General features: G+C 70.3%; 22 protein-coding genes. 12 read left to right on the top strand and 10 right to left on the bottom strand.

Features of this window, described 5'->3' with window-relative positions; translation table 11 throughout:
- The 3 genes from guaA (at nucleotide 1) to OV090_RS28860 (ending at nucleotide 4,613) form a co-directional block, all read left to right on the top strand.
- Complete coding sequence (guaA, locus tag OV090_RS28870) at nucleotides 1-1,545, top strand: glutamine-hydrolyzing GMP synthase (RefSeq protein WP_267707847.1); 1,545 nt, start codon at nucleotides 1-3, stop codon at nucleotides 1,543-1,545.
- Between the two features lie 45 nt (nucleotides 1,546-1,590).
- Nucleotides 1,591-2,724 carry a Holliday junction branch migration DNA helicase RuvB gene (gene ruvB / locus OV090_RS28865; protein WP_267707846.1) on the top strand — a complete coding sequence of 378 codons (1,134 nt, stop codon included), beginning with the start codon at nucleotides 1,591-1,593 and terminating at the stop codon, nucleotides 2,722-2,724.
- A gap of 236 nt (nucleotides 2,725-2,960) precedes the next feature.
- Nucleotides 2,961-4,613, top strand: a complete 1,653-nt coding sequence (locus OV090_RS28860) for a hypothetical protein (protein WP_267707845.1) — start codon at nucleotides 2,961-2,963, stop codon at nucleotides 4,611-4,613.
- A gap of 9 nt (nucleotides 4,614-4,622) precedes the next feature.
- Here the strand turns inward: OV090_RS28860 and dapF are convergent, their stop codons facing one another.
- From dapF to OV090_RS51005, 8 genes are all read right to left on the bottom strand, one after another.
- Nucleotides 4,623-5,465, bottom strand: a complete 843-nt coding sequence (gene dapF / locus OV090_RS28855) for a diaminopimelate epimerase (RefSeq protein ID WP_267707844.1) — start codon at nucleotides 5,463-5,465, stop codon at nucleotides 4,623-4,625.
- Nucleotides 5,466-5,468: 3 nt separating this feature from the next.
- Nucleotides 5,469-6,227, bottom strand: coding sequence for a preprotein translocase subunit SecG (secG, locus tag OV090_RS28850; protein ID WP_267707843.1), 759 nt, complete (start codon nucleotides 6,225-6,227; stop codon nucleotides 5,469-5,471).
- A 15-nt stretch (nucleotides 6,228-6,242) separates the two neighbouring features.
- Nucleotides 6,243-7,058 carry a triose-phosphate isomerase gene (gene tpiA / locus OV090_RS28845; RefSeq protein ID WP_267707842.1) on the bottom strand — a complete coding sequence of 272 codons (816 nt, stop codon included), beginning with the start codon at nucleotides 7,056-7,058 and terminating at the stop codon, nucleotides 6,243-6,245.
- Nucleotides 7,030-8,262, bottom strand: coding sequence for a phosphoglycerate kinase (locus tag OV090_RS28840; protein WP_267707841.1), 1,233 nt, complete (start codon nucleotides 8,260-8,262; stop codon nucleotides 7,030-7,032). The genes tpiA and OV090_RS28840 overlap by 29 nt, the downstream gene beginning before the upstream one ends.
- Nucleotides 8,263-8,383: 121 nt before the next feature.
- Nucleotides 8,384-8,602, bottom strand: a complete 219-nt coding sequence (locus tag OV090_RS28835) for a hypothetical protein (RefSeq protein ID WP_267707840.1) — start codon at nucleotides 8,600-8,602, stop codon at nucleotides 8,384-8,386.
- A gap of 255 nt (nucleotides 8,603-8,857) precedes the next feature.
- Nucleotides 8,858-9,220 carry a PilZ domain-containing protein gene (locus OV090_RS28830; protein WP_267707839.1) on the bottom strand — a complete coding sequence of 121 codons (363 nt, stop codon included), beginning with the start codon at nucleotides 9,218-9,220 and terminating at the stop codon, nucleotides 8,858-8,860.
- Nucleotides 9,221-9,234: 14 nt separating this feature from the next.
- Nucleotides 9,235-9,822, bottom strand: coding sequence for a hypothetical protein (locus tag OV090_RS28825; protein WP_267707838.1), 588 nt, complete (start codon nucleotides 9,820-9,822; stop codon nucleotides 9,235-9,237).
- On the bottom strand, nucleotides 9,819-10,580 hold the full coding sequence (locus tag OV090_RS51005) for a hypothetical protein (RefSeq protein WP_267707837.1): 762 nt from the start codon (nucleotides 10,578-10,580) through the stop codon (nucleotides 9,819-9,821). The genes OV090_RS28825 and OV090_RS51005 overlap by 4 nt, the downstream gene beginning before the upstream one ends.
- A 92-nt stretch (nucleotides 10,581-10,672) precedes the next feature.
- On the opposite strand from OV090_RS51005, the gene OV090_RS51000 reads away from it, so the two are divergent.
- From OV090_RS51000 to OV090_RS28795, 5 genes are all read left to right on the top strand, one after another.
- Nucleotides 10,673-11,584 carry an MBL fold metallo-hydrolase gene (locus OV090_RS51000; protein WP_267707836.1) on the top strand — a complete coding sequence of 304 codons (912 nt, stop codon included), beginning with the start codon at nucleotides 10,673-10,675 and terminating at the stop codon, nucleotides 11,582-11,584.
- A gap of 75 nt (nucleotides 11,585-11,659) precedes the next feature.
- Nucleotides 11,660-12,205 (top strand): hypothetical protein, encoded by a 546-nt coding sequence (locus tag OV090_RS28810; RefSeq protein ID WP_267707835.1) that lies wholly within the window; start codon nucleotides 11,660-11,662, stop codon nucleotides 12,203-12,205.
- Nucleotides 12,202-12,987 carry an ABC transporter permease gene (locus OV090_RS28805; protein ID WP_267707834.1) on the top strand — a complete coding sequence of 262 codons (786 nt, stop codon included), beginning with the start codon at nucleotides 12,202-12,204 and terminating at the stop codon, nucleotides 12,985-12,987. The genes OV090_RS28810 and OV090_RS28805 overlap by 4 nt, the downstream gene beginning before the upstream one ends.
- Nucleotides 12,988-12,993: 6 nt before the next feature.
- A complete protein-coding gene (locus tag OV090_RS28800; RefSeq protein ID WP_267707833.1) occupies nucleotides 12,994-13,752 on the top strand; it encodes an ATP-binding cassette domain-containing protein in 759 nt (252 codons plus the stop codon).
- Entirely contained in the window at nucleotides 13,752-15,104 is a 1,353-nt protein-coding gene (locus tag OV090_RS28795) for a hypothetical protein (RefSeq protein ID WP_267707832.1), read from the top strand. Before OV090_RS28800 ends, OV090_RS28795 begins: the two co-directional genes overlap by 1 nt.
- A 281-nt stretch (nucleotides 15,105-15,385) precedes the next feature.
- Here OV090_RS28795 and OV090_RS28790 read toward each other — a convergent pair whose 3' ends face one another.
- Both OV090_RS28790 and OV090_RS28785 read right to left on the bottom strand, forming a co-directional pair.
- On the bottom strand, nucleotides 15,386-16,333 hold the full coding sequence (locus tag OV090_RS28790; protein ID WP_267707831.1) for an alpha/beta hydrolase: 948 nt from the start codon (nucleotides 16,331-16,333) through the stop codon (nucleotides 15,386-15,388).
- On the bottom strand, nucleotides 16,308-16,517 hold the full coding sequence (locus tag OV090_RS28785) for a TIGR04563 family protein (RefSeq protein ID WP_096334150.1): 210 nt from the start codon (nucleotides 16,515-16,517) through the stop codon (nucleotides 16,308-16,310). Before OV090_RS28785 ends, OV090_RS28790 begins: the two co-directional genes overlap by 26 nt.
- A gap of 56 nt (nucleotides 16,518-16,573) precedes the next feature.
- On the opposite strand from OV090_RS28785, the gene OV090_RS28780 reads away from it, so the two are divergent.
- From OV090_RS28780 to OV090_RS28765, 4 genes are all read left to right on the top strand, one after another.
- Nucleotides 16,574-17,488, top strand: coding sequence for a TetR/AcrR family transcriptional regulator (locus OV090_RS28780; protein ID WP_267707830.1), 915 nt, complete (start codon nucleotides 16,574-16,576; stop codon nucleotides 17,486-17,488).
- Nucleotides 17,489-17,604: 116 nt separating this feature from the next.
- The gene (locus OV090_RS28775) at nucleotides 17,605-17,979 is read left to right on the top strand and encodes a TraR/DksA C4-type zinc finger protein (RefSeq protein ID WP_267689369.1); all 375 of its coding nucleotides are present in this window, start codon (nucleotides 17,605-17,607) and stop codon (nucleotides 17,977-17,979) included.
- A gap of 9 nt (nucleotides 17,980-17,988) precedes the next feature.
- The gene (locus tag OV090_RS28770; RefSeq protein WP_267707829.1) at nucleotides 17,989-18,864 is read left to right on the top strand and encodes a prolipoprotein diacylglyceryl transferase family protein; all 876 of its coding nucleotides are present in this window, start codon (nucleotides 17,989-17,991) and stop codon (nucleotides 18,862-18,864) included.
- A complete protein-coding gene (locus OV090_RS28765; protein WP_267707828.1) occupies nucleotides 18,846-19,511 on the top strand; it encodes an alpha/beta fold hydrolase in 666 nt (221 codons plus the stop codon). The genes OV090_RS28770 and OV090_RS28765 overlap by 19 nt, the downstream gene beginning before the upstream one ends.
- Nucleotides 19,512-19,525: the final 14 nt, after the last annotated feature.

The raw sequence follows: 19,525 nt of genomic DNA, 5'->3' as shown, positions 1-19,525 counted from the left end.
ATGGCCCATCAGACCCTCGTCGTCCTCGACTTCGGCTCGCAGGTCACCCAGCTGATCGCCCGGCGCGTGCGTGAGCTCGGGGTCTACGCGGAGATCCTGCCGTACCACACCTCCGCGGAGAAGCTGGCCGCGCGCGCGCCCAAGGCCATCATCCTCAGCGGCGGCCCGTCGTCGCTCTACGACGACGGCGCGCCCCAGCTCGACCCCGCAGTCCTCGAGCTCGGCGTGCCGGTGCTCGGCATCTGTTACGGCCTCTACTTAATGGTCGCCGGCTCCGGCGGCCAGGTCGATCGCGCGACCCGGCGCGAGTACGGCCCGGCGACTTTGACCGTCGCGCGCTCCGAGGGCCCGCTGAAGCGCCTGCAGGCCGGCGAACGCGTCGGCGTGTGGATGAGCCACGGCGACCGCGTCGTCTCGCTGCCGCCGGGCTTCCACACCCTCGCTTCGTCCGACAACTGCGAGCACGCGGTCGTCTTCGACCCCGACCGCAAGCTGTGGGGCGTGCAGTTCCACCCCGAGGTCACCCACACCGAGCGGGGCGACGAGATCATCGCCACCTTCCTCGACGCCGCCGGCTTCGCCCGCGACTGGAGCGCCGCGCGCTTCGTCGACGAAGCCGTCGCCGTGGTGCAGGCCCGCGTCGGCACCTCAGGCTCCGTGATCTGCGGCCTGTCCGGCGGCGTCGACTCCTCGGTCGCCGCGCTCCTCGTCGAGCGCGCCATCGGCGAGCGGCTCCACTGCATCTTCGTCGACAACGGCGTGCTGCGGAAGGACGAGCGCGCGGACGTCGAGCGCATGTTCGCCGGCCGCCTGCACAACAAGCTGATCGTCGCCGACGCCCGCGAGCGCTTCTTCGCCGCGCTGCAGGGCGTCACCGACCCCGAGGTCAAGCGCAAGCGGATCGGCGCCACCTTCATCGAGGTGTTCGAGGAAGAGGCCAAGAAGCTCGGCGGCGCCGACTTCCTGGTCCAGGGCACGCTCTACCCCGACGTGATCGAGAGCGTGAACCTGCGCGGCGCCTCGGTCACCATCAAGACCCACCACAACGTCGGCGGCCTGCCCGAGCGCATGCGCATGGGTGTGGTCGAGCCGCTGCGTGAGTTGTTCAAGGACGAGGTCCGCCGCCTCGGCCTGTTGCTCGGGCTGCCGGAAGAGATGGTGTGGCGCCACCCGTTCCCCGGTCCGGGCCTGGCGGTGCGGGTCCTCGGCGAGGTGACGCCCGGGCGCTGCGATCTGCTGCGTGAGGCCGACGCGATCATCATCGAGGAGATCCGCAAGGCCGGGCTCTACCGTCAGCTGTGGCAGGTGTTCGGCGTGCTGCTGCCGGTGCAGAGCGTCGGCGTGATGGGCGACGGCCGCACCTACGAGAGCGCGCTGGCGATCCGCGCCGTCACCAGCACCGACGCGATGACCGCCGACTGGGCCCGGCTGCCCTACGAGCTGCTGGCGACCATGAGCGCGCGCATCATCAACGAGGTCCGCGGCATCAACCGCGTCTGCTACGACATCAGCAGCAAGCCGCCGGCGACCATCGAGTGGGAGTGACGCCCGGTGGCCGCGGGCCGGCCGCTCGGCTATCGTGGTCCGACCATGCGCGTCCCTCACGATGACGGCCCGCCGCCGCCCCCGCGTCCGCCCAAGGGTCGCAAGCGGCCCGGCGAGCGGGCGGCCGAGGCTGGCGCATCGGACATGTCGCAAGAGCCAGGCCGTGCCGCGGTGACGCCGACGAGCGCGGGTGGCGAGGCGGGGGAGGGGCCCTCGCTGCGCCCGCAGTCCCTGGCCGAGTACGTCGGCCAGGCCGCGCTCAAGCGCAAGCTCGAGGTGTTCGTCCGCGCCGCCCGCGGCCGCGACGAGCCGCTCGACCACACGCTGCTCCACGGGCCGCCCGGCCTCGGCAAAACGACGATGGCGCACATCCTCGCCCACGAGCTCGGGGTGCGCCTGCACCTGACCTCGGGGCCAGCCATCGAGCACAAGGGCGTGCTCGCCGGGCACCTCACCGCACTGGGGTCGCGCGACGTCCTCTTCATCGACGAGATCCACCGGCTCGCGCCGACGGTCGAGGAGAGCCTCTACTCGGCCATGGAGGACGGCCGCATCGACCTGCCGGTCGGCGAGGGCACGCGCGCGCGCACGATCGGCTTCGAGCTGGCGCCGTTCACCCTCATCGGCGCCACCACGCGTACCGCCTTGCTCAGCGGGCCGCTGCGCGACCGCTTCCAGATCATCGAGGCCATCGAGTTCTACGGCGACGACGAGCTGGCCGCGATCGTCTGCCGCACCGCGTCGATCCTCGGCGTCCCGGTCAGCGGCGCCGCGGCGCTCGAGATCGGCCGGCGCTCGCGCGGGACCCCGCGGATCGCCAACCGCCTGATCCGCCGCGTCCGCGACTTCGCCCAGGTCCGTGGCGCGCGCTCGATCGAGCTCGCCGACGCGACCGCGGCGCTGCTCGAGCTCGGGATCGACAGCGAGGGCCTCGACATGCTCGACCGCCGCCTGCTGACGATGATCGTCGAGAACTTCCGCGGCGGTCCGGTCGGCGTCGACGCCCTCGGGGCCAGCCTCGGCGAGCCACGAGACACCCTCGAGAGCGTCGTCGAGCCGTTCCTGCTGCAGCGCGGCTTCCTGCTCCGCACGTCGCGGGGGCGCGTCGCGACCATGAAGGCTGCGCGTCACCTCGGCCTCGAGCTCCCGCCCGGCTGGCAGGGCGCGCTCGATCTGTAGGAGCAGCGTTCATCGGCTCGCGGTGGCACGAACCACCGTTCGCGGCGCAACTGACACCGACGCGCGCGCCGGTGAGCGCCTGAAGCCGAGATGTAGGGCCTCCTCCTGCCGTTTTACGCGTAGTGGGTGTGTGCGCCCCCAGATTTCGTCGCCCGTGATATCCTGGCCGACGAGTGGGTGAGGGGGTTCGTAGACATATGAGAGTCGAGCATTGGTTGGCGAGTGGCTGTGCGTCGTTGGTTCTGTTCGCGTGCTCCGACGACGGCGCGGGCGGGTCGACTGCGGGCACGATGGGCAATTCGGGGACCGGGGTCACGAGCGTCGCTAGCGAGGCCACGGCCGGCACCGCCGGCACCGCCGACGAGTCCGAGACGGGCGGCTCGGAGGGCTCGGGTTCGGCGACTGCGACCGGAACGACGGCGCCGACCACCGGCGGGCCGACGTCGACCACAGTGGGGCCGACGAGCTCGACCACCGTCGAGCCGATGAGCGGCACCACGAGCACCACCGACGGCCTATCCGAAGGGACATCCGAGGGCACGAGCCAGAGCACGACCACCAACGGCCTCACCGACGGGACCACGACCACCACCGGCCTCGAGCCAGGCGTGTGCGGCGACGGTCAGCTCAACGTCGGCGAGCAGTGCGACAACGGCCCGGACAACGGCCCCGACGCCGCCTGCAGCGAGGAGTGCGTGCTCAACACCTGCGGCGACGGCAAGGTCGATCCGGGCGAGACCTGCGACCTCGGGCCGGACAACGGCCCCGACAACGGCTGCTCGGTCACCTGCGACATCCTGCCGACCTCGTGCGGCACCCAGGAGGCCGAGGCGGAGCTGATCCCGAAGCCGGTCGACATCATCATCACGATCGACAACTCGGGCAGCATGGGCAACGAGATCGTCGGCGTCCAGGACAACATCAACGTCAACTTCGCCCAGATCATCGAGAGCAGCGGCCTCGACTACCGCGTGATCATGGTGTCCCGCTTCGGCAACGACTCCGCCGAGAGCGTGTGCATCGAGGCGCCACTCGGCGGCATCGCGCAGGGCGGCTGTACCAACCCGCCCAACAAGCCGGTCAACGGCGACCGGTTCTTCCACTACAGCGTCGAGATCGGCAGCCACAACTCGTGGTGCCGGCTGTTGCAGACGCTGAACGGCAACACCGACGACGAGTACGGCTTCGCCCCCGAGGGCTGGCAGAAGTGGCTGCGCCCCGACGCGTTCAAGATCTTCCTCGAGCTCACCGACGACGGCGTCGAGTGCTCGTACAACAACATCAGCTACGACGACAACAACAACGTCAACAGCGGCCTGACCGCGGCCACCAAGTTCGACGAGCGGCTCATCGCCGTGGCCCCGCAGCACTTCGGCGACTCGAAGGAGGACCGCAACTACAAGTGGTACAGCATCGTCGGCATGGCCTACAACATGCCGGCCGACAAGCCGTACTCGGACGTGGATCCGATCGTCACCGGCAAGTGCCCGACGGCCGCGGACAACGGGACCGGCTACCAGACGCTGAGCAACATCACCGGCGCGCTGCGCTTCCCGCTGTGCGACACGAGCAAGTACGACGTCGTGTTCCAGGCGATCGCCAACGGCGTGGTCGCGGACGCCAAGATCGCCTGCGACTTCGAGATCCCGCCGCCGCCCGAAGGCAAGACGCTCGATGAAAACTCGATCGTCGTCGAGTTCACGCCGAGCGGCCAGATGAACCCGCTGCTCCTCGGCAAGGTCCCGAGCGTCGACCAGTGCGACTCGATGTCGTTCTACGTCGAGAGCGGCAAGGTCATCCTCTGCCCCGACGCCTGCGACCTGGCGCAGGACGACAAGGACGCGACCCTCAAGGTCGAGTTCACGTGTGACCCGCTGATGCCGCTGTGAGCGGCGGGGTCACGCGGCGGGCGACGTCGCGGGGACCTCGACCTCGCCGACGAAAGCGACTCGCGCCGGCCCGGTCATGGTGATCGAGCCGCCGGCGCGGTCCTGTCGCAGCACCAGAGGCCCACCCGGCAGGTGCACGACCACGTCGCGGGCGTAGGGCGCGAGGCCCTCGGCGATCGCTGCGGCCAGGGTGGCACACGCCCCGGTCCCGCAGGCCGAGGTGATCCCGCAGCCGCGCTCCCACACCCACAGAGTGATGCTGCCGTCGGCCTCGACGCGGGCGAACTCGACGTTGGTGCGGCCGGGGAACTGCGGGTCGCGCTCGACCGCCGGACCGTCGCCCCGCGCCAGCGCCTCGGGGTCCTCGTCGCGGACGAACGCGATCGCGTGCGGGTTGCCCATCGACACCGCCGCGAACGAGCGCCCGCCGACGCGTCGGGGGCCGAGCAGATCGGGCGGGCCCATGTCGATCGCCACCTGTCCGGAAGGACATGTCCTCGGGTGGAATTCGCGCACGGCGCACGGTTTCGGGCCGGCGTCGGTGTCGATGACCACCTGGCGGACCGAACCGGTGACGGCCAGGGCGACGCAGCGGAGGCCGTTGCCGCACATCTCCGGGCGCGAACCATCGTGGTTGACGACGATCATGGTCGCGGCGGCCTCGGCGGTGCGCGGCGGCCCGACGACCAGAATCCCGTCACCGCCGACGCCGAGGCGCCGGTCGCAGAGGGCAGGGGCCGCGGCGTGGAGGCGGGCGACCAGCGCGTCCAGTACCGCCGGAGAGGCGTCGCGCCGGTCGAGCAGCAGGAAGTCGTTGCCGAGCCCCTCGACCTTGGCGAAGCGCTCCAGCATCGCTCAGGGGGCCTCTGCGGGCTCGGGCGCGGGAGCAGGCGCCTCCGCGGGGGACTCGGCCTCGGCGGCAGGAGCCTTGCTGGCGGCCTTCTTGGGCGCAGCCTTCTTGGGCGCCGCCTTCACGGGGGCTGCGGCCGGAGCGTCGGAGGCGGCAGGGGCGGCCGGGGCGTCGGAGGCGGGCGCTGCCGGAGCATCGGCGCCAGCGGGAGCAGCCGCGGCACCCGCAGCCGGGGTGCCGGAGTCGGCGGGCGCCGCCTCGGCAGCCGGCGCGCCGGAGTCGGCCGCCGGAGTCGGCTCGGCCGGGGCTTCGCCGTCGGCCGCAGGAGCGTCCACGGGCGGCACAGCGGGCTCTTCAGCCGCGGTGGGGGTCGACGCCTCGGAGGGCGCGGACTCGCCGGCGGGCGCCGAGAACGCTTCGAGGTTGACCGGGTTGGGCCCGATCGCCTCCCAGTTGATCTCGCCGGAGGCGTCCTCCTCTGCGGGAGCCGTCTCCTCGCTGCGCTCCTGCAGACGGTCCGACCCGGAGTGGCTGCCGGCGTACGCGAGGAACATCGCGAAGACCATGAAGCTCATCGCGCAAATCTGCGTAACCTTTGCCAGAACGTCGGAGCTGCCGCCGCCGCCGAAGACGCTCTGGCTGGCCCCGCCACCGAGCGCCGTGCCCATGCCGCCGCGCCCCGCTTGCAGCAGGATGACCAGCACCATGAACAGGCACACCAGGATGTAGAGGACCGAGACGATGGTGACGATGATGTCGAACATGGGGAGCTGCTCGGCTTAGCTGGCCTCGGCGACGAGCCGGATGATCTGCAGGAAGGCTTCGGCCTCGAGCGAGGCCCCGCCGACGAGGAAGCCGTCGACATCGCCCGCGGCCATGAGTCCGGCCGCGTTTCCGGGCTTCACACTACCACCGTACAGGATCGATCTGTCGGCGCCAGTCGCGCCATGCTGTTCGGTGAGCCAGGTACGGATGCGTCGGTGCATCGCTCCGGCATCGCGCGCGCTGGCCGTCTTGCTGGTGCCGATCGCCCAGACCGGCTCGTAAGCGATGATCAGGCGGTCCTGAAAGAGCTCAGGATCGACTCCAGCGAGTGAGGCCGAAAGCTGCGAAATAACGTAGTTTTCGTGCTCGCCGCTCTCGCGGATCTCGAGCCCCTCGCCGACGCACAGCACGACGCGCAGCCCGGCCTGGAGGGCGCACTGGACCTTGCGAGCGATGAGCGCGTCGTCCTCGTGGAAGTGGGCCCGGCGCTCGGAGTGGCCGAGGATAGCGCCGTGGGCGCCGACGTCGGCGAGTTGACCCGGGCCGACCTCGCCGGTGAAGGCTCCCTCTTCCTGGGCGGCGCAGTTCTGGCCGAACAGATAGAGCGGCCCGGCCGGGCGGCTCCACGGGGCGAGGGCCTCCAGGGCGACCAGCGTCGGCGAGACGCCGATCTTGGTCCGCACCGGTCCCTCGAGCAGCTCGGGCGGGAGGCCGTCGACGATCTCCGTCGCCAACAGCTCCGCCGTGCCGCGGAACAGGTTCTGCTTCCAGTTGCCGATCGTCCAGCGAACTCGTGCCACGTCACGCGCTCCGGTTCGTGAGCAGGACATCGATGCCCGGCAGGCTGCCGCCGGACTCGATCATCTCCAGCGAAGCGCCGCCGCCGGTCGAGACGTGGTCGATCTTGTCGGCCACGCCGCTGTCCTGCAGGGCCGCGACGCTGTCGCCGCCGCCGACCACGGTGTAGCCGCCGCAATCGGCAACCGCCTTGGCGACCGCGAGGGTGCCCTCGGCGAACACCGAGTTCTCGAACAGCCCCATCGGCCCGTTCCAGAACACCAGCTTGGCGCCGAGGATGGCGGCGCGGAACCGCGCGGCGCTGGCGGGGCCGATGTCGAGGGCCATCTCGTCGTCGCCGAGGGTGCCGCTCTCGACCTGGATCACCCTGGCCGAGGTCGCCTTGGTGCCGACGCCGACGCGCAGGTCGGTCGGCAGCAGCACGCGCACGTCGCGAGCGCCGGCGCGGGTCAGCAGGCTCTTGCAGTCGGCGAACCGATCGGGCTCGAACAGCGAGGAGCCGACCTCCACGCCGGTGGCGGCGAGGAACGTGTTGGCCATCGCCCCGCCGATCAGGATGCTGTCGCCGGGCCGCAGCCGCTCGAGGATCGCCAGCAGCACCGGCAGCTTGTCGCTGACCTTGGCGCCGCCGACGATCGTCACGAACGGGTGCTCGGAGTTGTGGATGACGCGGCCGAGCGCCTCGACCTCGGCCTGCAGCAGGAGCCCCGCGGCCTTGTCGGCGACCAGCCCTGGCACACCCACGATCGAGGCGTGCGCCCGGTGCGAGGCGCCGAAGGCGTCGTTGACGTAGGCGTCGCACAGCGAGGCCAGCGCCTGGGCGAAGGCGGGGTCGTTGCGGGTCTCGCCGGGGTGCCAGCGCAGGTTCTCGAGCAGCACGATCTGCCCGGCCCGCGTGTCGTGCACCAGCTTGGTGACGCCGTCGCCGACGACCTCGTCGGGCAGCCGGACCTCGCACCCGAGCAGTTCGGCGAGACGGGCGCCGACGGGCTCCATCGAGAACTTCGGGTCAGGTGCGCCGTCCGGCCGGCCGAGGTGCGAGCCGAGGATCAGCCGGGCGCCGCGCTCCTGCAGCTTGCGGAGGGTGGGCAGCGTGGCCTGGATCCGCGTGTCGTCGCGGACCTGGCCGTCCTTCAAAGGGACGTTGAAGTCGACCCGCACGAACACGCGACGATTGCCGACGTCGAGCCGGTCCAGCGTGTTGATAGCGAGCGGGGCGTCTGCGTTAGTCGCCATGGCGGACCCATACCGACCCTCCGCAGGCAAGTCCACGCCGACACGCGTGAGTTCTCAGGGCGCAGTCAGGGGCCAGGCGGACGACGGCCCCGACAGCCGAACAGAAATGCGTCGGGCCCGCTCACTCGGCGGCCCAGCGGGCATCCGTCGCCTCGCGGACCTGACGAAGATCGTGGCTGACGAGCTCGAGCAACTCGGACGACAGCGCGACGATCTGTTCCGGTGTGTAGCCTTGCTCCCGCATCTGACGAAACAGGGAGCGGGCCAGGATGCTGAGGGCGCGGCGATTGTCGGCGCGGGATGCCCCCTCGGGCGACGGTACTTGAGCGACTGGGATCATGCGGCGTCCTTCTCGGCCTGGCCGCCCTGCAAGCCTCGGGCAGGGTCCGGACGATATGCCGCCAGCTCGGAAGAAGAGTCAATATTGGCGCCCGGTTAGGCCAGTCACGACCCGCGGGCCGAGGCGCGGACTCGCAGCCCGTGTGCACCTGGATGCACGCCGAATCGCCGCATCGTCCCTCCCGGCGCGTGCATCCAGATGCACAGCGCGTCACGATCTGCACCCCCGCGCGCGGGCGCGCCGGGCGATTCGCGATCAGTTCGCGGCCGGCGTCGGCAGGTTGATCTGGCCGAACAGGATCTTGAGCAGCACATCGAACCGCTGCCACACGTCGGGCGTCGGCTGCGAGAACGCGACCCCGACCTGGTATTGCCCCTCGGTCGGCGTCAACCACAGCACCTGCCCGAGCAGCGGCAGCGGCTCGCTCATGCCCCACTCGAAGACGAGCCGCAGGTGCGCGGTGACGTTGATGCCGGCGCCGACCGGATCGCCGACGACGCAACACAGGCCGGCTTCGGTGATGTCACGAATCCGCCCGGAGATCCGCGCGCGCCCGGTGTCGAGCTCGACGGCGAGGTCACAGACGAAGCGATCGTTGGCGGGCCTCGCGGCGGTCACGAGCGGGGAGCTTATCAGAAGCGGAGGCCGGTGAGGCCGGTCAGCACGGCCTCGATCTCGGCGACCCGCACTCGCCGACCGATCGCCTCCTGGCCGTCGCGGGCGGGGAGCAGGGCGATCTCGAGCAACAGCTGCTGCCGCTCGAAGTAAAGCTGGGTCACCGCCACCAGCACCCGCTCGCGCTCAGCCGCGGCGTCGAGGATCGCCCGGGCGGCCCGCAGCTCGTCCGGGTTGAAGACCAGGCGGCCGAGATCCCAGGTCGCCCGGACCCTCGCGCCTCGCCCGGCGCCCAGGTCCTGCGTCAGCGCGTCGGCCGTGCCCGCGGCCTGGTCGAGCTGGTAGTCGCGGTCGATCGTCTGGTCGTATTCGCCTTGCAGGCTGGGCAGGGCGCCCGCGGCCCTCGCCCGCGCCAGCAGCCGCCGCGCGCCTCGGGGCCCAAGCGCCAGCCGCTGGATCACCGCCTGCTGGACCTCGGCGATGCTCGGCCGCGCCGGCAGGGCCGCCAGCGCTCGCTCGAGGGCCGCCGGCTCGGGCACCGGCGTGGGCGGAGGCGCCGGCGCGAACGCCAGGGTCCATAGAAGGAAGGAGCCGGCCGCGATCATCGGACCTCTCCTCCGCACACGACCGCCGCCAGGGCCTCGCGCTCCTTGGTCGCCAGCGGCCCGCGGCTGCGCGTCGCCGGCAGCTCGCGCAGTTGCGGATGACGGGCGGCGTGCAGCTCGTGCCAGGCGAGTTGACGACCGACCCAGCGCAGCGGGTCGAAGGCGACGCCGAGGCTGGCGACCACCGACGTGCTCGTGGTCGCCTCGACGGCCGGTCCGACGCCCTGGCGCGCGTCGGCCCGCAGCTCGAGGCGCACGAAGACGTCCAGCCCGACCGGCCGGCGCATCCGAGCCAGCGCCGGGCCGCGGACGCACTGACCGGCTGGCAACGGGCAAGGGGAGGGTGCCCAGGCCCAACTGCCGCGGCTGTAGATCGGGACATGTCCGTTGGGACTGCAGGCGATCGCGGCCAGGCGTTCGCGCGGATCGATCGCCGCGTCGGCGGGTTGCAGCGACGGGTCGCTGCGCGTCAGCACGAACGTCGCGTCGTCGGCCCCGCGCACCACCGCGGTGGCGGCGTCGAGGAAGGCCGCACGCGCCTCGCGGGGATCGGGCGCGCCGGGCGGAAGATCGACGCGCTGCCAGCACGCCGCGTCGGGAGCACCGCGACGGCTGCCGTCGTCCCAGCAGACCCACAAGGACGATCGGACCGCGCCGAGCCAGGCTCGCGGCGCGGCGCTTCCGCCGTGCAGCAGCAGCGCCGGCGGCTCGTGGACGGCCGGCGAGAACAACAAGAAGAGAGCGAGGACAGGGGTCACACGGTGAGGTCGTTCGAACCGGGCCCGCTCTTGCACCGCCGCGAAAAAAAGTCGCGCTGCAAAAGAGGGTCGGCTTCAAGCGACCTCACCGTGTGCATGCGAACTTCTTCCTCACGCTGTCGCTCGTGTCGGCCGCTCCGCTCGCGCCGCTCGACGTCGGACCCGGGCTCGCGCCGCCGCCGTCGGGCCCCGGCTTCCACTTCATCGATGTCGGCCAGGGCTCGGCGCTCCTGCTCGTCGGTCGCGAGGGCCACACAGTGCTGATCGACGCCGGTCCGCCGCCTGCGAGCGAGCCGATCCTCGCCGCTCTGGCCGCGCACGACCTCGCCGCAGTCGACCTGTGGATCTTCTCCCACTTCGACAACGACCACATCGGCGGCTTCGCGCGCGCGCTCGCCGGGCCCGACAACCTCGCCGGCACCGACGACGATCTCGAGCTGCGCGAGCGCTGGGATCGCGGCATGGGTGGCATGCCCGAGACCCCCGCCGCGATCGCCTACGCCGCGGCCGGCTCTCCTCGCACCGCCGCGCGTCCCGGCGATCGCTGGGACGCGCCGGGCATGACGGTCCGCGTCGTCGCTGCGGGTTCGCCGCCAGAGCGCGCGGCCGAAAACGAGCGCGGTCTGGCCCTGTGCATCGAGGTCGAAGGCACCACGCTTCTCGCTCCAGGCGATCTCCCGTTCGTCCAGGTCGAGGCCGCTGCACGTGCATGCGGCGCCGTCGATGTGTTGTGGACCAGCCACCACGGCAGCCGCACCGGGATCTCCCAGGCCGTTCTGGCCGCTGCAGCGCCCGCGCTGGTCATCATCTCTGCGGGCGGCGACAATTCCTACTGTCACCCGCACCCCGAGACGCTCTCTTTGCTCCAGACGTACGCGGTGTGGTCGACAGACCTCGCTGGAGCCTCGCCGCACGGTCCCTGTCCAGGCCTGGCGGCCGCCTGGGGCCCCGAACATCACCTCGCGCTGGCTGATCTGTGGCTGCCAGCGGGCGGGGCCGATTGACCCCGAGTGAATGTCTGGGCTGCTCAGGCGCGCCGTGGTGCTGGCTCCGCATACGCTGTTACACTGGCGCCGCCCGTGCGGCCCTCCAGCTCCCCCCAGGTCCTTCTCGGCGTCGCTCTCGTCTCCGTGGTGGCCACGGGGTGCAGCGGCTGGGTCGGCTACGGTAACACCTACTACAAGCGCCGTGAGACGTCGGTCTCGCATGAAGCGACCTACAGCTTCGGCAGCCCCGGCTCGGCCTGGCGCCCGCTCTCGCAAAAGGGCACCCAGGTCGCGTGGTACAATGACGGGCTCGACGCCGTCATCGTGCTCGACAGCCAGTGCGAGATGCACGGCGACAGCTCGCTCGAGCAGTTCACCGACCACTTGCGCATCGATTTTCGTGAGTGGGAGGTGGTGTCGCAGGATCGGATCACGCTGATCCAGCGCGACGCGGTCCGCACCGTCGTGCTTGCCTCCATCGACGGGGTCATCAAGACCCAGATGGAGATTTACGTGGTGAAGAAAGACGGCTGCCTGTTCGACCTCGAGTACATCGCGCCGCCGCGCAGCTTTGAGAGCGGACGCGGAGACTTCGCCAAGGTCGTCAACGGGTTTGCCTTCCCGACCCGGGGCGGGTGAGCGTGCGCAGACCGTTCGAATACATCGGTGAAGCGATCCGCGCCGGCTTCGACTGGGCAGGCGGCATCTCGCTCCTGCTCGGTCGGTCGCTCATCCGCGGCGTCCAGCGGCCGTGGGGCATCTACGACGTCTTCTCGCAGATCGTCGCCCTCGGCATCCGCAGCCTCCCGCTGTCGACGCTCATGGGCGTGTTCGTCGGCATGGCGCTGACGTGGCAGTTCGGCGAGGCGCTGATGGGCTTCGGCGCCAAGAACGCCGTCGGCTCGGCCGCCGCGCTCGCGCTCGTGCGCGAGCTCGTGCCCACGCTGATGGCGCTGACGATCGGCGCCAAGATCGCGACGGGCGTCACCGCCGAGCTCGGGTCGATGAAGGTCTCGGAGCAGATCGACGCCATCGCCTCGCTCGGCGCCGACCCGATCAAGAAGCTGGTGTGGCCGCGCCTCGTCGCCTCGACGGTCACGCTGCCGCTGCTCAACATCTACGGCAACGTCCTCGCGCTGATCGGCGGCGCCTTCATCGCTGACCTCGTGTTCGACGTCCCGGCCGAGTACTTCTACGAGACGTACATCGACGAGCTGTACCCGATGGACTACATCTCGGGCCTCGTGAAGTCGTTCACGTTCGGCCTGCTGGTCGGCCTCATCGGCTGCTATCAGGGTTTTCAGACCAAGTTCGGCACCGAGGCGGTCGGTATCTCGACCACCAACACCGTGGTCGCCACCAGCGTGGCGATCATCGTGTTCGACTTCGTGCTGACGACGATCTTCCTGCCGGTCGGATAGTTCGCCATGGCGCCGATCATCGAGCTCCGCAACGTCTACAAGCGCTTCGGCGACAACATCATCTACGAAGACATGAGCTTCGCCGTCGAGGCCGGCGAGACGTTCACGATCATCGGCGGCAGCGGCATGGGCAAGAGCGTGTGCCTCAAGCTGATGATCGGGCTGCTGCCGTACGAGGCCGGCCACGTGCTGTACCGCGGCAAGGAGGTCGGCGAGATGGACGCCGAGAACCTCCGCGAGCTGCGCCGCAACGTGGCGATGGTGTTCCAGGGCGGCGCGCTCTTTGACTCCATGAGCGTGTTCGACAACGTCACCTACGCGCTGCGCGAGCACACCAAGATGTCGGACCAGGAGATGCTCGAGCGCGCGAGGGAGTGCCTCGACATGGTGGGTCTCGGGTACGACAAGGACATCCTCTATCGGATGCCCGCCAGCCTCAGCGGCGGCATGCGCAAGCGCGCCGCGCTCGCGCGATCGATCGCCATCAAGCCCGAGGTGATCCTGTACGATGAGCCGACGACCGGCCTCGACCCGGCCAACATCGAGCGCATCGGCCACATGATCCGGAAGCTGCAGAAAGAGCTCGGCGTGACCAGCATCGTCGTGACCCACGACATGCCGATCGCGTGGAACTGCTCGAACCGCGTGGCGATGCTGTGGCAGCGGAAGTTCCCGTACATCGGCACCCCCGCCGAGATCCAGGCGAACCCGGCGCCCGAGGTCCACGAGTTCATCAACGGCATCTATCACGAGGACCAGGACTGATGGCCAACCGCAAGGACGAAGCACGCCTCAACTTGATCGTCGGCCTGTTCGTGCTGGGCCTCGGCGCCGTCGGGGTGCTGTCGATCTTCATCATCGGTCAGGGCAAGGGCACCTGGAAGGAGAAGGGCCTCGTCTACGCCGACTTCCGCCAGGTCTCGGGCCTCAAGAAGGGCAGCCCGGTCCAGCTCGAGGGCATCGAGATCGGGGTGGTGCAGGACCGCGAGTTCGTCGAGCTCGAGTACCCGTGCAACCCGTTGACCGAGGACCGCGGCCGCTTCGGCCAGGAGCGCACGGACGACTGCGACCGCACCATGTTCTGCGCGCCCGAGGGCAAGTGCGCCGAGCTCGAGGCGTACTCCTTCAACAAGGACCTCCACCCGCCGTGCGAGGAAGACTCGCAGTGCCGCGAGGACGAGGTGTGCGTCACGCAGGAGTTCCGCCGCCGCTACCGCCGCGTCTCGTGGACCGGCAACACGGGCGTGTGCGACGGCTTCACGACCGACCACAAGCGCATCCGCGTGACCCTCAGCGTGTTCGCCGACAGCCTGCAGCACATCCGCGAGGACAGCCGCGCCACGGTGTCGCAGAACGGCCTCCTCGGCGATCAGCTGGTCCAGATCTCGGTCGGCCGTGGCGCGCCGATCCCCTCCGGCGGCCGGATCCAGACCACGCCCTCGCTCATCGAGGAGCTCGACAACGTCAAGGAGCGCGTCGACGGCGTGTTCGGCAAGGTCGAGGAGACGATCGGCGGCATCGCCGAGCTCGCGTCGGCGATGGGCGACGAGAAGACGATCCGCAACGTCCAGGGCCTGCTCGCCAACGTCAACGAGGTGTCGCGCCAGATCGCCGAAGGCAAGGGCCTGGTCGGCGCGCTGCTCAACGACGACCAGTACGTGCGCGACTTCGGGGCGACGCTCCGCAGCGTCCGCGACACCGCGCAGAACCTCAACGGCTTCGTCGCCAAGGCCAAGAGCAGCATGACGAAGATCGACGACAACCTGCAGCCGCTGGTCGACGACGGCCGCAAGGTGATGTCGGACGTCTCGACGGTCATCAAGGACCTCAAGGATCCGAACAACAAGAGCCTGCTCGCCAAGGTCGTCTACGACCCGAAGGGCGAGATGGTGAAGGACCTCGAGGAGACGCTCGACAACGTCAGCAAGGTCGTCTCCACCATCGAGAAGGGCGACGGCACGCTCGGCAAGCTGCTCAAGGACCCCAAGGCGTACGACGACCTGGTGAAGATCCTCGGCAACATCGAGCGCAACAACACCATCAAGAAGCTGGTCCGTTTCGTCGTCGAGAAGGACGAGGCCGCCAGCTCCGCCGCGCCCACCGCCAAGCCCAAGTGAGGCCGACGCGGACGTGAGCCGGTCCGCGGTGCGGACCGCAGCCCGAGGCGCGGCGCGCTGAGCCGCGTGGCTCTCGAAGGGCCGTGGAGACGCGCGAACCGTCGCGGAGCCCGCCCCCTCGCACGGACGCACGTGCAGCCGCCTGAGGCGAAGGCCGGCGGCCGTCAGCCGACGAAGCCCGACTGCGCGCGGACGGAGGGGCGCGAGGATATCGGGAGCGCGTGGCCGCTGGCGCGGGCCAGCGGGCCGTGCTGCATGGCCTTTCGGCCATGTCTAAGAGGTCATGTCCCTGAGGACATCGAAGGCGCCACGGTGTGGTCGATGAAGCCGGCGATCTCGTCGGCGATCTCCAGCGGGAACTCGGCTGGCAGCGCGTGCGTGGCGGCGGGGTAAACTTTCCACTGGGCGCGGGGGATCTGGGCCACCAGGGCCCGCATCGTCGCCAGCGGGACGAAGTTGTCGCGCGCTCCGGCCACCACCAGAGTGGGCACTGCGATGGTCGGCAGGACGTCGGCGGCGCTGTGGCGCTGGGCTTCGTCGACGACCGCGAGGAACAGCTCGGGGTTCATCGCCGCGATGCCGCGCATGTACAGCTCGAGGTCGGCGACCTCGATGCGCTCGGCGTTGACCTGGCCGCTGCGCAGGCTGAGCTCGCGCGAGAGCGGGGAGGGCAGCCACTTGCGCCACGTACGGGTCGTGACGTCGCGGGCGATCTTGGTGGCCGCGAGCGCGAGCGGCAGCAGGCGACGGAAGTTCTGCGTGCCCTGGAAGCTGTCGAGCACGCGGCCGCTGGGCCCGGCCAACGAGAGCAAGCCGGCCACGCGTTCGCGATGCCGGCGGTACAGCTCCAGCGCGACCGGGAAGCCCATGGAGAAGCCGACCACGACCACCGGGCCGACGCCGAGGTGCTCGCATGCCGCCGCGGCGTCGTCGGCCAGCGTGGGGATGCTGAGCCGCCACGGCCGCGGCGGGTCGGGGGACTGTCCATGCCCGCGATAATGCATGAACACGACGCGCCGCTGCTCGCTGAGCAGCGGCACGATGCGTTCAAAAGCCCATCCTGCGCAGCCGAGGCCGTCCAGGATCAAGATCGCGGGTGGGGGAGCGTCCTTGGGGCCGCTGACGAAGAGGCGAATCGAAGCCCCGTCGTCACGCCGAAGGCGAAGCGCGAGCGGCCCGGCCGCCAAGGGGTCGGGGGAGCGGTTACTCGTTCCGCCCGCGCTCGTCATCCGGGGCGTCATCCGCGAGTTCGTTGACGCTGGGGTACTTCATGATGTCCTTGCGCGCGATCTTCCAGGCTTTCTGGACGATCCACGAAAGCGAGCGGTCCTGGCGGTTCGCCTCCTCCTGGATCTCCTTAAGCATTTGTTCGGGGAAATAGAGCGACTGCTTGCGCTTGTCCGAGCTAGCCATGCCGATGTGGTCTCCGCTGGTGAAAATCGCGGAATTTAGGGTAGGCTTCGCGGCGTTTGGCTGTCAACCGCGAGCATGACGCCGACCACGGCGCGCCGGGGATGGACGAGGGGACAGGACCGGCCGCCCAGGGCGCTCTCGCCGCCGCCGATCCGCGCGGTTTTGGCCGCCTGCGGCCGGTTGCGGGCCGACCGGACTCGGCCGCGGACGAAGGTGCCCAGGGCGAGGCTGAGGGTGGTACGGACGGCCGTTCTGCGCGTGCGCAAGCGCGGCGGGAACAGCGGCGCGGGCTCATCCTGGCGGCCGCCACCCAGGTGTTCAAGGAGAAGGGCTACCACGCGACGTCGGTCGGCGACATCATCGACGCCGCCCGGATCGCGCGCGGCACTTTCTATCTCTACTTCACGAACAAGCGTGAGATCTTCGCCGCTCTCTCGGCGGGGTTTTTGGCGGTCATTCGCGGCAGCGTCCGCAAGATCTCGCTCGACCCGACCGAGGGCGAACCGCTGGCCCAGATGCGGGCCAACTTTCGCCGTGTGATCCACACCGTGCTGCAGCACGAAGATCTCGCGACGATCGTGCTCCGCGACGACGCGCTCGATGCCGAGGCGCGAGCGCAGCTCGACCTCTTCTACGAGCAAGTGATCGGACTGATCGGACAGGCGGTCCGCGTGGGTCATCGCCTCGGGATCGCGCGCGAGTGCGACGAGACGATCATCGCCGTCAGCGCTCTCGGTGCGCTGAAAGAGATCCTCACGCGCATGCTCGCGGGACGACGCGCGACCTCGACCGCGCCGAGTGCGCTTGCGGGCGAAGCGAGCGAGCCTTCGGCGTTGTCCGCAGCCAGCGAACCAGGCGAAGTCGGTGTCGCTTCTGCGGCGCCGCCCACGCCCTTCGCCGATCCAGATCGGCTCGCTGACGAACTCCTCAGCTTCTTTGTCCGCGGGGTGTTTACCCAGGACACTCGCTAAGCTACCCTGCCGCCCCATTCTGGCGGTCCGCCCTGGACAACCCGCGAGCCCGGGCCCCACACTGCCTAACCGGGGAACTGTTCGGTGCGCACCCCAGAGAGGACGGAGTCGTCACGATGGCCTTGACGAAAGCTCAGAACGAGAAATTCCGCGCGATGCTGCTCGAGCGGAGGAACGCCCTCATCAGTCAGGCGCAGCGAACGCTCGAGAGCGACATGGTGCTGTCGCCCGACGATCGCTTCGACGAGGTCGACCAGGCGTCCAGCGAGTACATGCAGGCTTTCAGCTTCCGCCTGCGTGGCCGCGAGAAGTTCCTGATGGAGAAGATCGACCTCGCGCTCCGCAAGATCGACCAGAACACCTACGGCACCTGCGAGGAGTGCGAGGAGCCGATCTCGCTCAAGCGCCTGCAAGCACGGCCGGAGACGCCGCTGTGCATCCAGTGTAAAGAGGCGCAAGAGAAGGAAGAGGCGGTCTACGCCGAAGAGTGACCCGCGACGATGGCGCCCGAGCTGTTCACCCTCCCGGGTCTCGGGTGGGCCATCACGCCGTATGGGCTCGCCGTCGCCGTCGCGTTGGTGACGGCCTGGCTGTTCTCGCTGCTGCTGGCTCGCCGCGACAAGCTGCCGACCGAGGTCCTCGGCACGGTCTTCGTGCTGTCGGCCATCGCCGGGCTGCTCGCGGCGCGCGCGAGCTATCTGCTGCAGCAGGGCCAGGCGCTCGAGCTGTCGCACCTGCGCTCGCTGCCGGCCGGCGGCCTGGCAGTGTTCGGCGGTCTGTTCGTGGCGCTGGCCGTGGCCGCGATCGGCTGCCGTCGCTTCCGCGTGCCGACGCTCGCCTGGCTCGACTGCTGGGCGCCGGCGGTCGCGCTCGGCGGGGTGCTCGAGCGCGTCGGTGCGTTCTTCGCCGGGGCCGACTTCGGCATGTACGTCGGACCAGGTGACTTCGGACATGTCCTCGGGGTCACGTACCCCGCGGGCTCGCCGGCGTTCTTGCTGCACACGGCGGCGTTCCCCGGGCTGCCCGGGCTGAGCGAGGCGACGTCGGCGCCGGTGCATCCTGTCCAGCTCTACCTGGCGGCGACCTGCGCGGTGGCGCTGGGGGTCGGCCTGCTGATGCGCCGGCTCCGGCGGTTCTCGGGCCAGACGTTCCTCGCGGTCGCGGCGGTGTTTCTGATCGGCCGCGCGGTGCTGTTCGAGCCGCTACGCTTCGACGCGTCGCCGCTGACGCTCGGGCCGCTGCGGCTGCATCAGGTCTCGGGTCTCGGGCTGTTGCTGGCGGCCGCGGTCGCGTGGTGGATGCTGTCCGGCCGCGCGGCGGCGCAGCCGGACGTGGCCCGGCAGTGGGAGGGGGGCCCGTGGACGCCGCGAACGTGACGCGCCCGGCGATCCCGGTGGTGGTGATCCACGGGGCCCTGCGCTCGCGCGTGGGCCTGTGGCCGGTGGTCCGGTATCTGCGCAACCGCGGCTTCCAGGCGGCGGCCTTCGGCTACGCGACGCGCAGCGACAGCCTCGAGCGCCACGCGGAGCGGCTCGAGCAGTTCATCGCCACCTGGCTCGAAGGCCAGAAGGTGCCGATGCTCGGGATCTTGACCCACAGCATGGGCGGGCTGGTCGCGCGGGCCTACCTCGCGCGACCCGGCGCGGCCGAACAGGCGCATCGTCAGCGCGTGGCCATGCTGGCGCCGCCGAACCAGGGCGCGGCGCTGGCCGCCCGATTCCGCGGGTTCAAGCCGTTCCGCTGGCTGTACGGCGCCGCGGCCGATGTGCTGCAGCCAGACCATGCGGCCACATTGCCGCCGCCGCCGACGAGCGCGCAGGTGCTGATCCTCGCCGGCGGCAAGCGCATGGGTGATCGCGGTTACTCGCGCTGGATCGCCGGCAACAACGACGGGTTGGTCGGCGTCGCCGAGACCGCCCTGCCGGGGATCGATCCGGAGCTGGTGGGCGGGGCCCACAGCGTGCTGCAGTGGCGCCCGGCGGTGCTGGCCCGCGCGGCGGCGTTCCTGGCCGCGACCGAATGAGCAGAGCGCCGGCA

Source organism: Nannocystis sp. RBIL2, from assembly GCF_026626745.1.
Classification (GTDB): Bacteria; Myxococcota_A; Polyangia; order Nannocystales; family Nannocystaceae; genus Nannocystis.
This window is presented reverse-complemented; position numbering and strand designations above follow the sequence as displayed.

What these genes read in the sequence shown, in the direction of transcription:
- guaA (WP_267707847.1), top strand. Translation starts at nt 1, where the DNA reads ATGGCCCATCAGACCCTCGTCGTCCTCGACTTCGGCTCGCAGGTCACC.
- ruvB (WP_267707846.1), top strand. Translation starts at nt 1,591, where the DNA reads ATGCGCGTCCCTCACGATGACGGCCCGCCGCCGCCCCCGCGTCCGCCC.
- dapF (WP_267707844.1), bottom strand. Translation starts at nt 5,465, where the DNA reads ATGCTGGAGCGCTTCGCCAAGGTCGAGGGGCTCGGCAACGACTTCCTG.
- secG (WP_267707843.1), bottom strand. Translation starts at nt 6,227, where the DNA reads ATGTTCGACATCATCGTCACCATCGTCTCGGTCCTCTACATCCTGGTG.
- tpiA (WP_267707842.1), bottom strand. Translation starts at nt 7,058, where the DNA reads ATGTCCTGCTCACGAACCGGAGCGCGTGACGTGGCACGAGTTCGCTGG.
- OV090_RS28840 (WP_267707841.1), bottom strand. Translation starts at nt 8,262, where the DNA reads ATGGCGACTAACGCAGACGCCCCGCTCGCTATCAACACGCTGGACCGG.
- OV090_RS28835 (WP_267707840.1), bottom strand. Translation starts at nt 8,602, where the DNA reads ATGATCCCAGTCGCTCAAGTACCGTCGCCCGAGGGGGCATCCCGCGCC.
- OV090_RS28825 (WP_267707838.1), bottom strand. Translation starts at nt 9,822, where the DNA reads ATGATCGCGGCCGGCTCCTTCCTTCTATGGACCCTGGCGTTCGCGCCG.
- OV090_RS28800 (WP_267707833.1), top strand. Translation starts at nt 12,994, where the DNA reads ATGGCGCCGATCATCGAGCTCCGCAACGTCTACAAGCGCTTCGGCGAC.
- OV090_RS28795 (WP_267707832.1), top strand. Translation starts at nt 13,752, where the DNA reads ATGGCCAACCGCAAGGACGAAGCACGCCTCAACTTGATCGTCGGCCTG.
- OV090_RS28790 (WP_267707831.1), bottom strand. Translation starts at nt 16,333, where the DNA reads ATGACGAGCGCGGGCGGAACGAGTAACCGCTCCCCCGACCCCTTGGCG.
- OV090_RS28785 (WP_096334150.1), bottom strand. Translation starts at nt 16,517, where the DNA reads ATGGCTAGCTCGGACAAGCGCAAGCAGTCGCTCTATTTCCCCGAACAA.
- OV090_RS28775 (WP_267689369.1), top strand. Translation starts at nt 17,605, where the DNA reads ATGGCCTTGACGAAAGCTCAGAACGAGAAATTCCGCGCGATGCTGCTC.
- OV090_RS28770 (WP_267707829.1), top strand. Translation starts at nt 17,989, where the DNA reads ATGGCGCCCGAGCTGTTCACCCTCCCGGGTCTCGGGTGGGCCATCACG.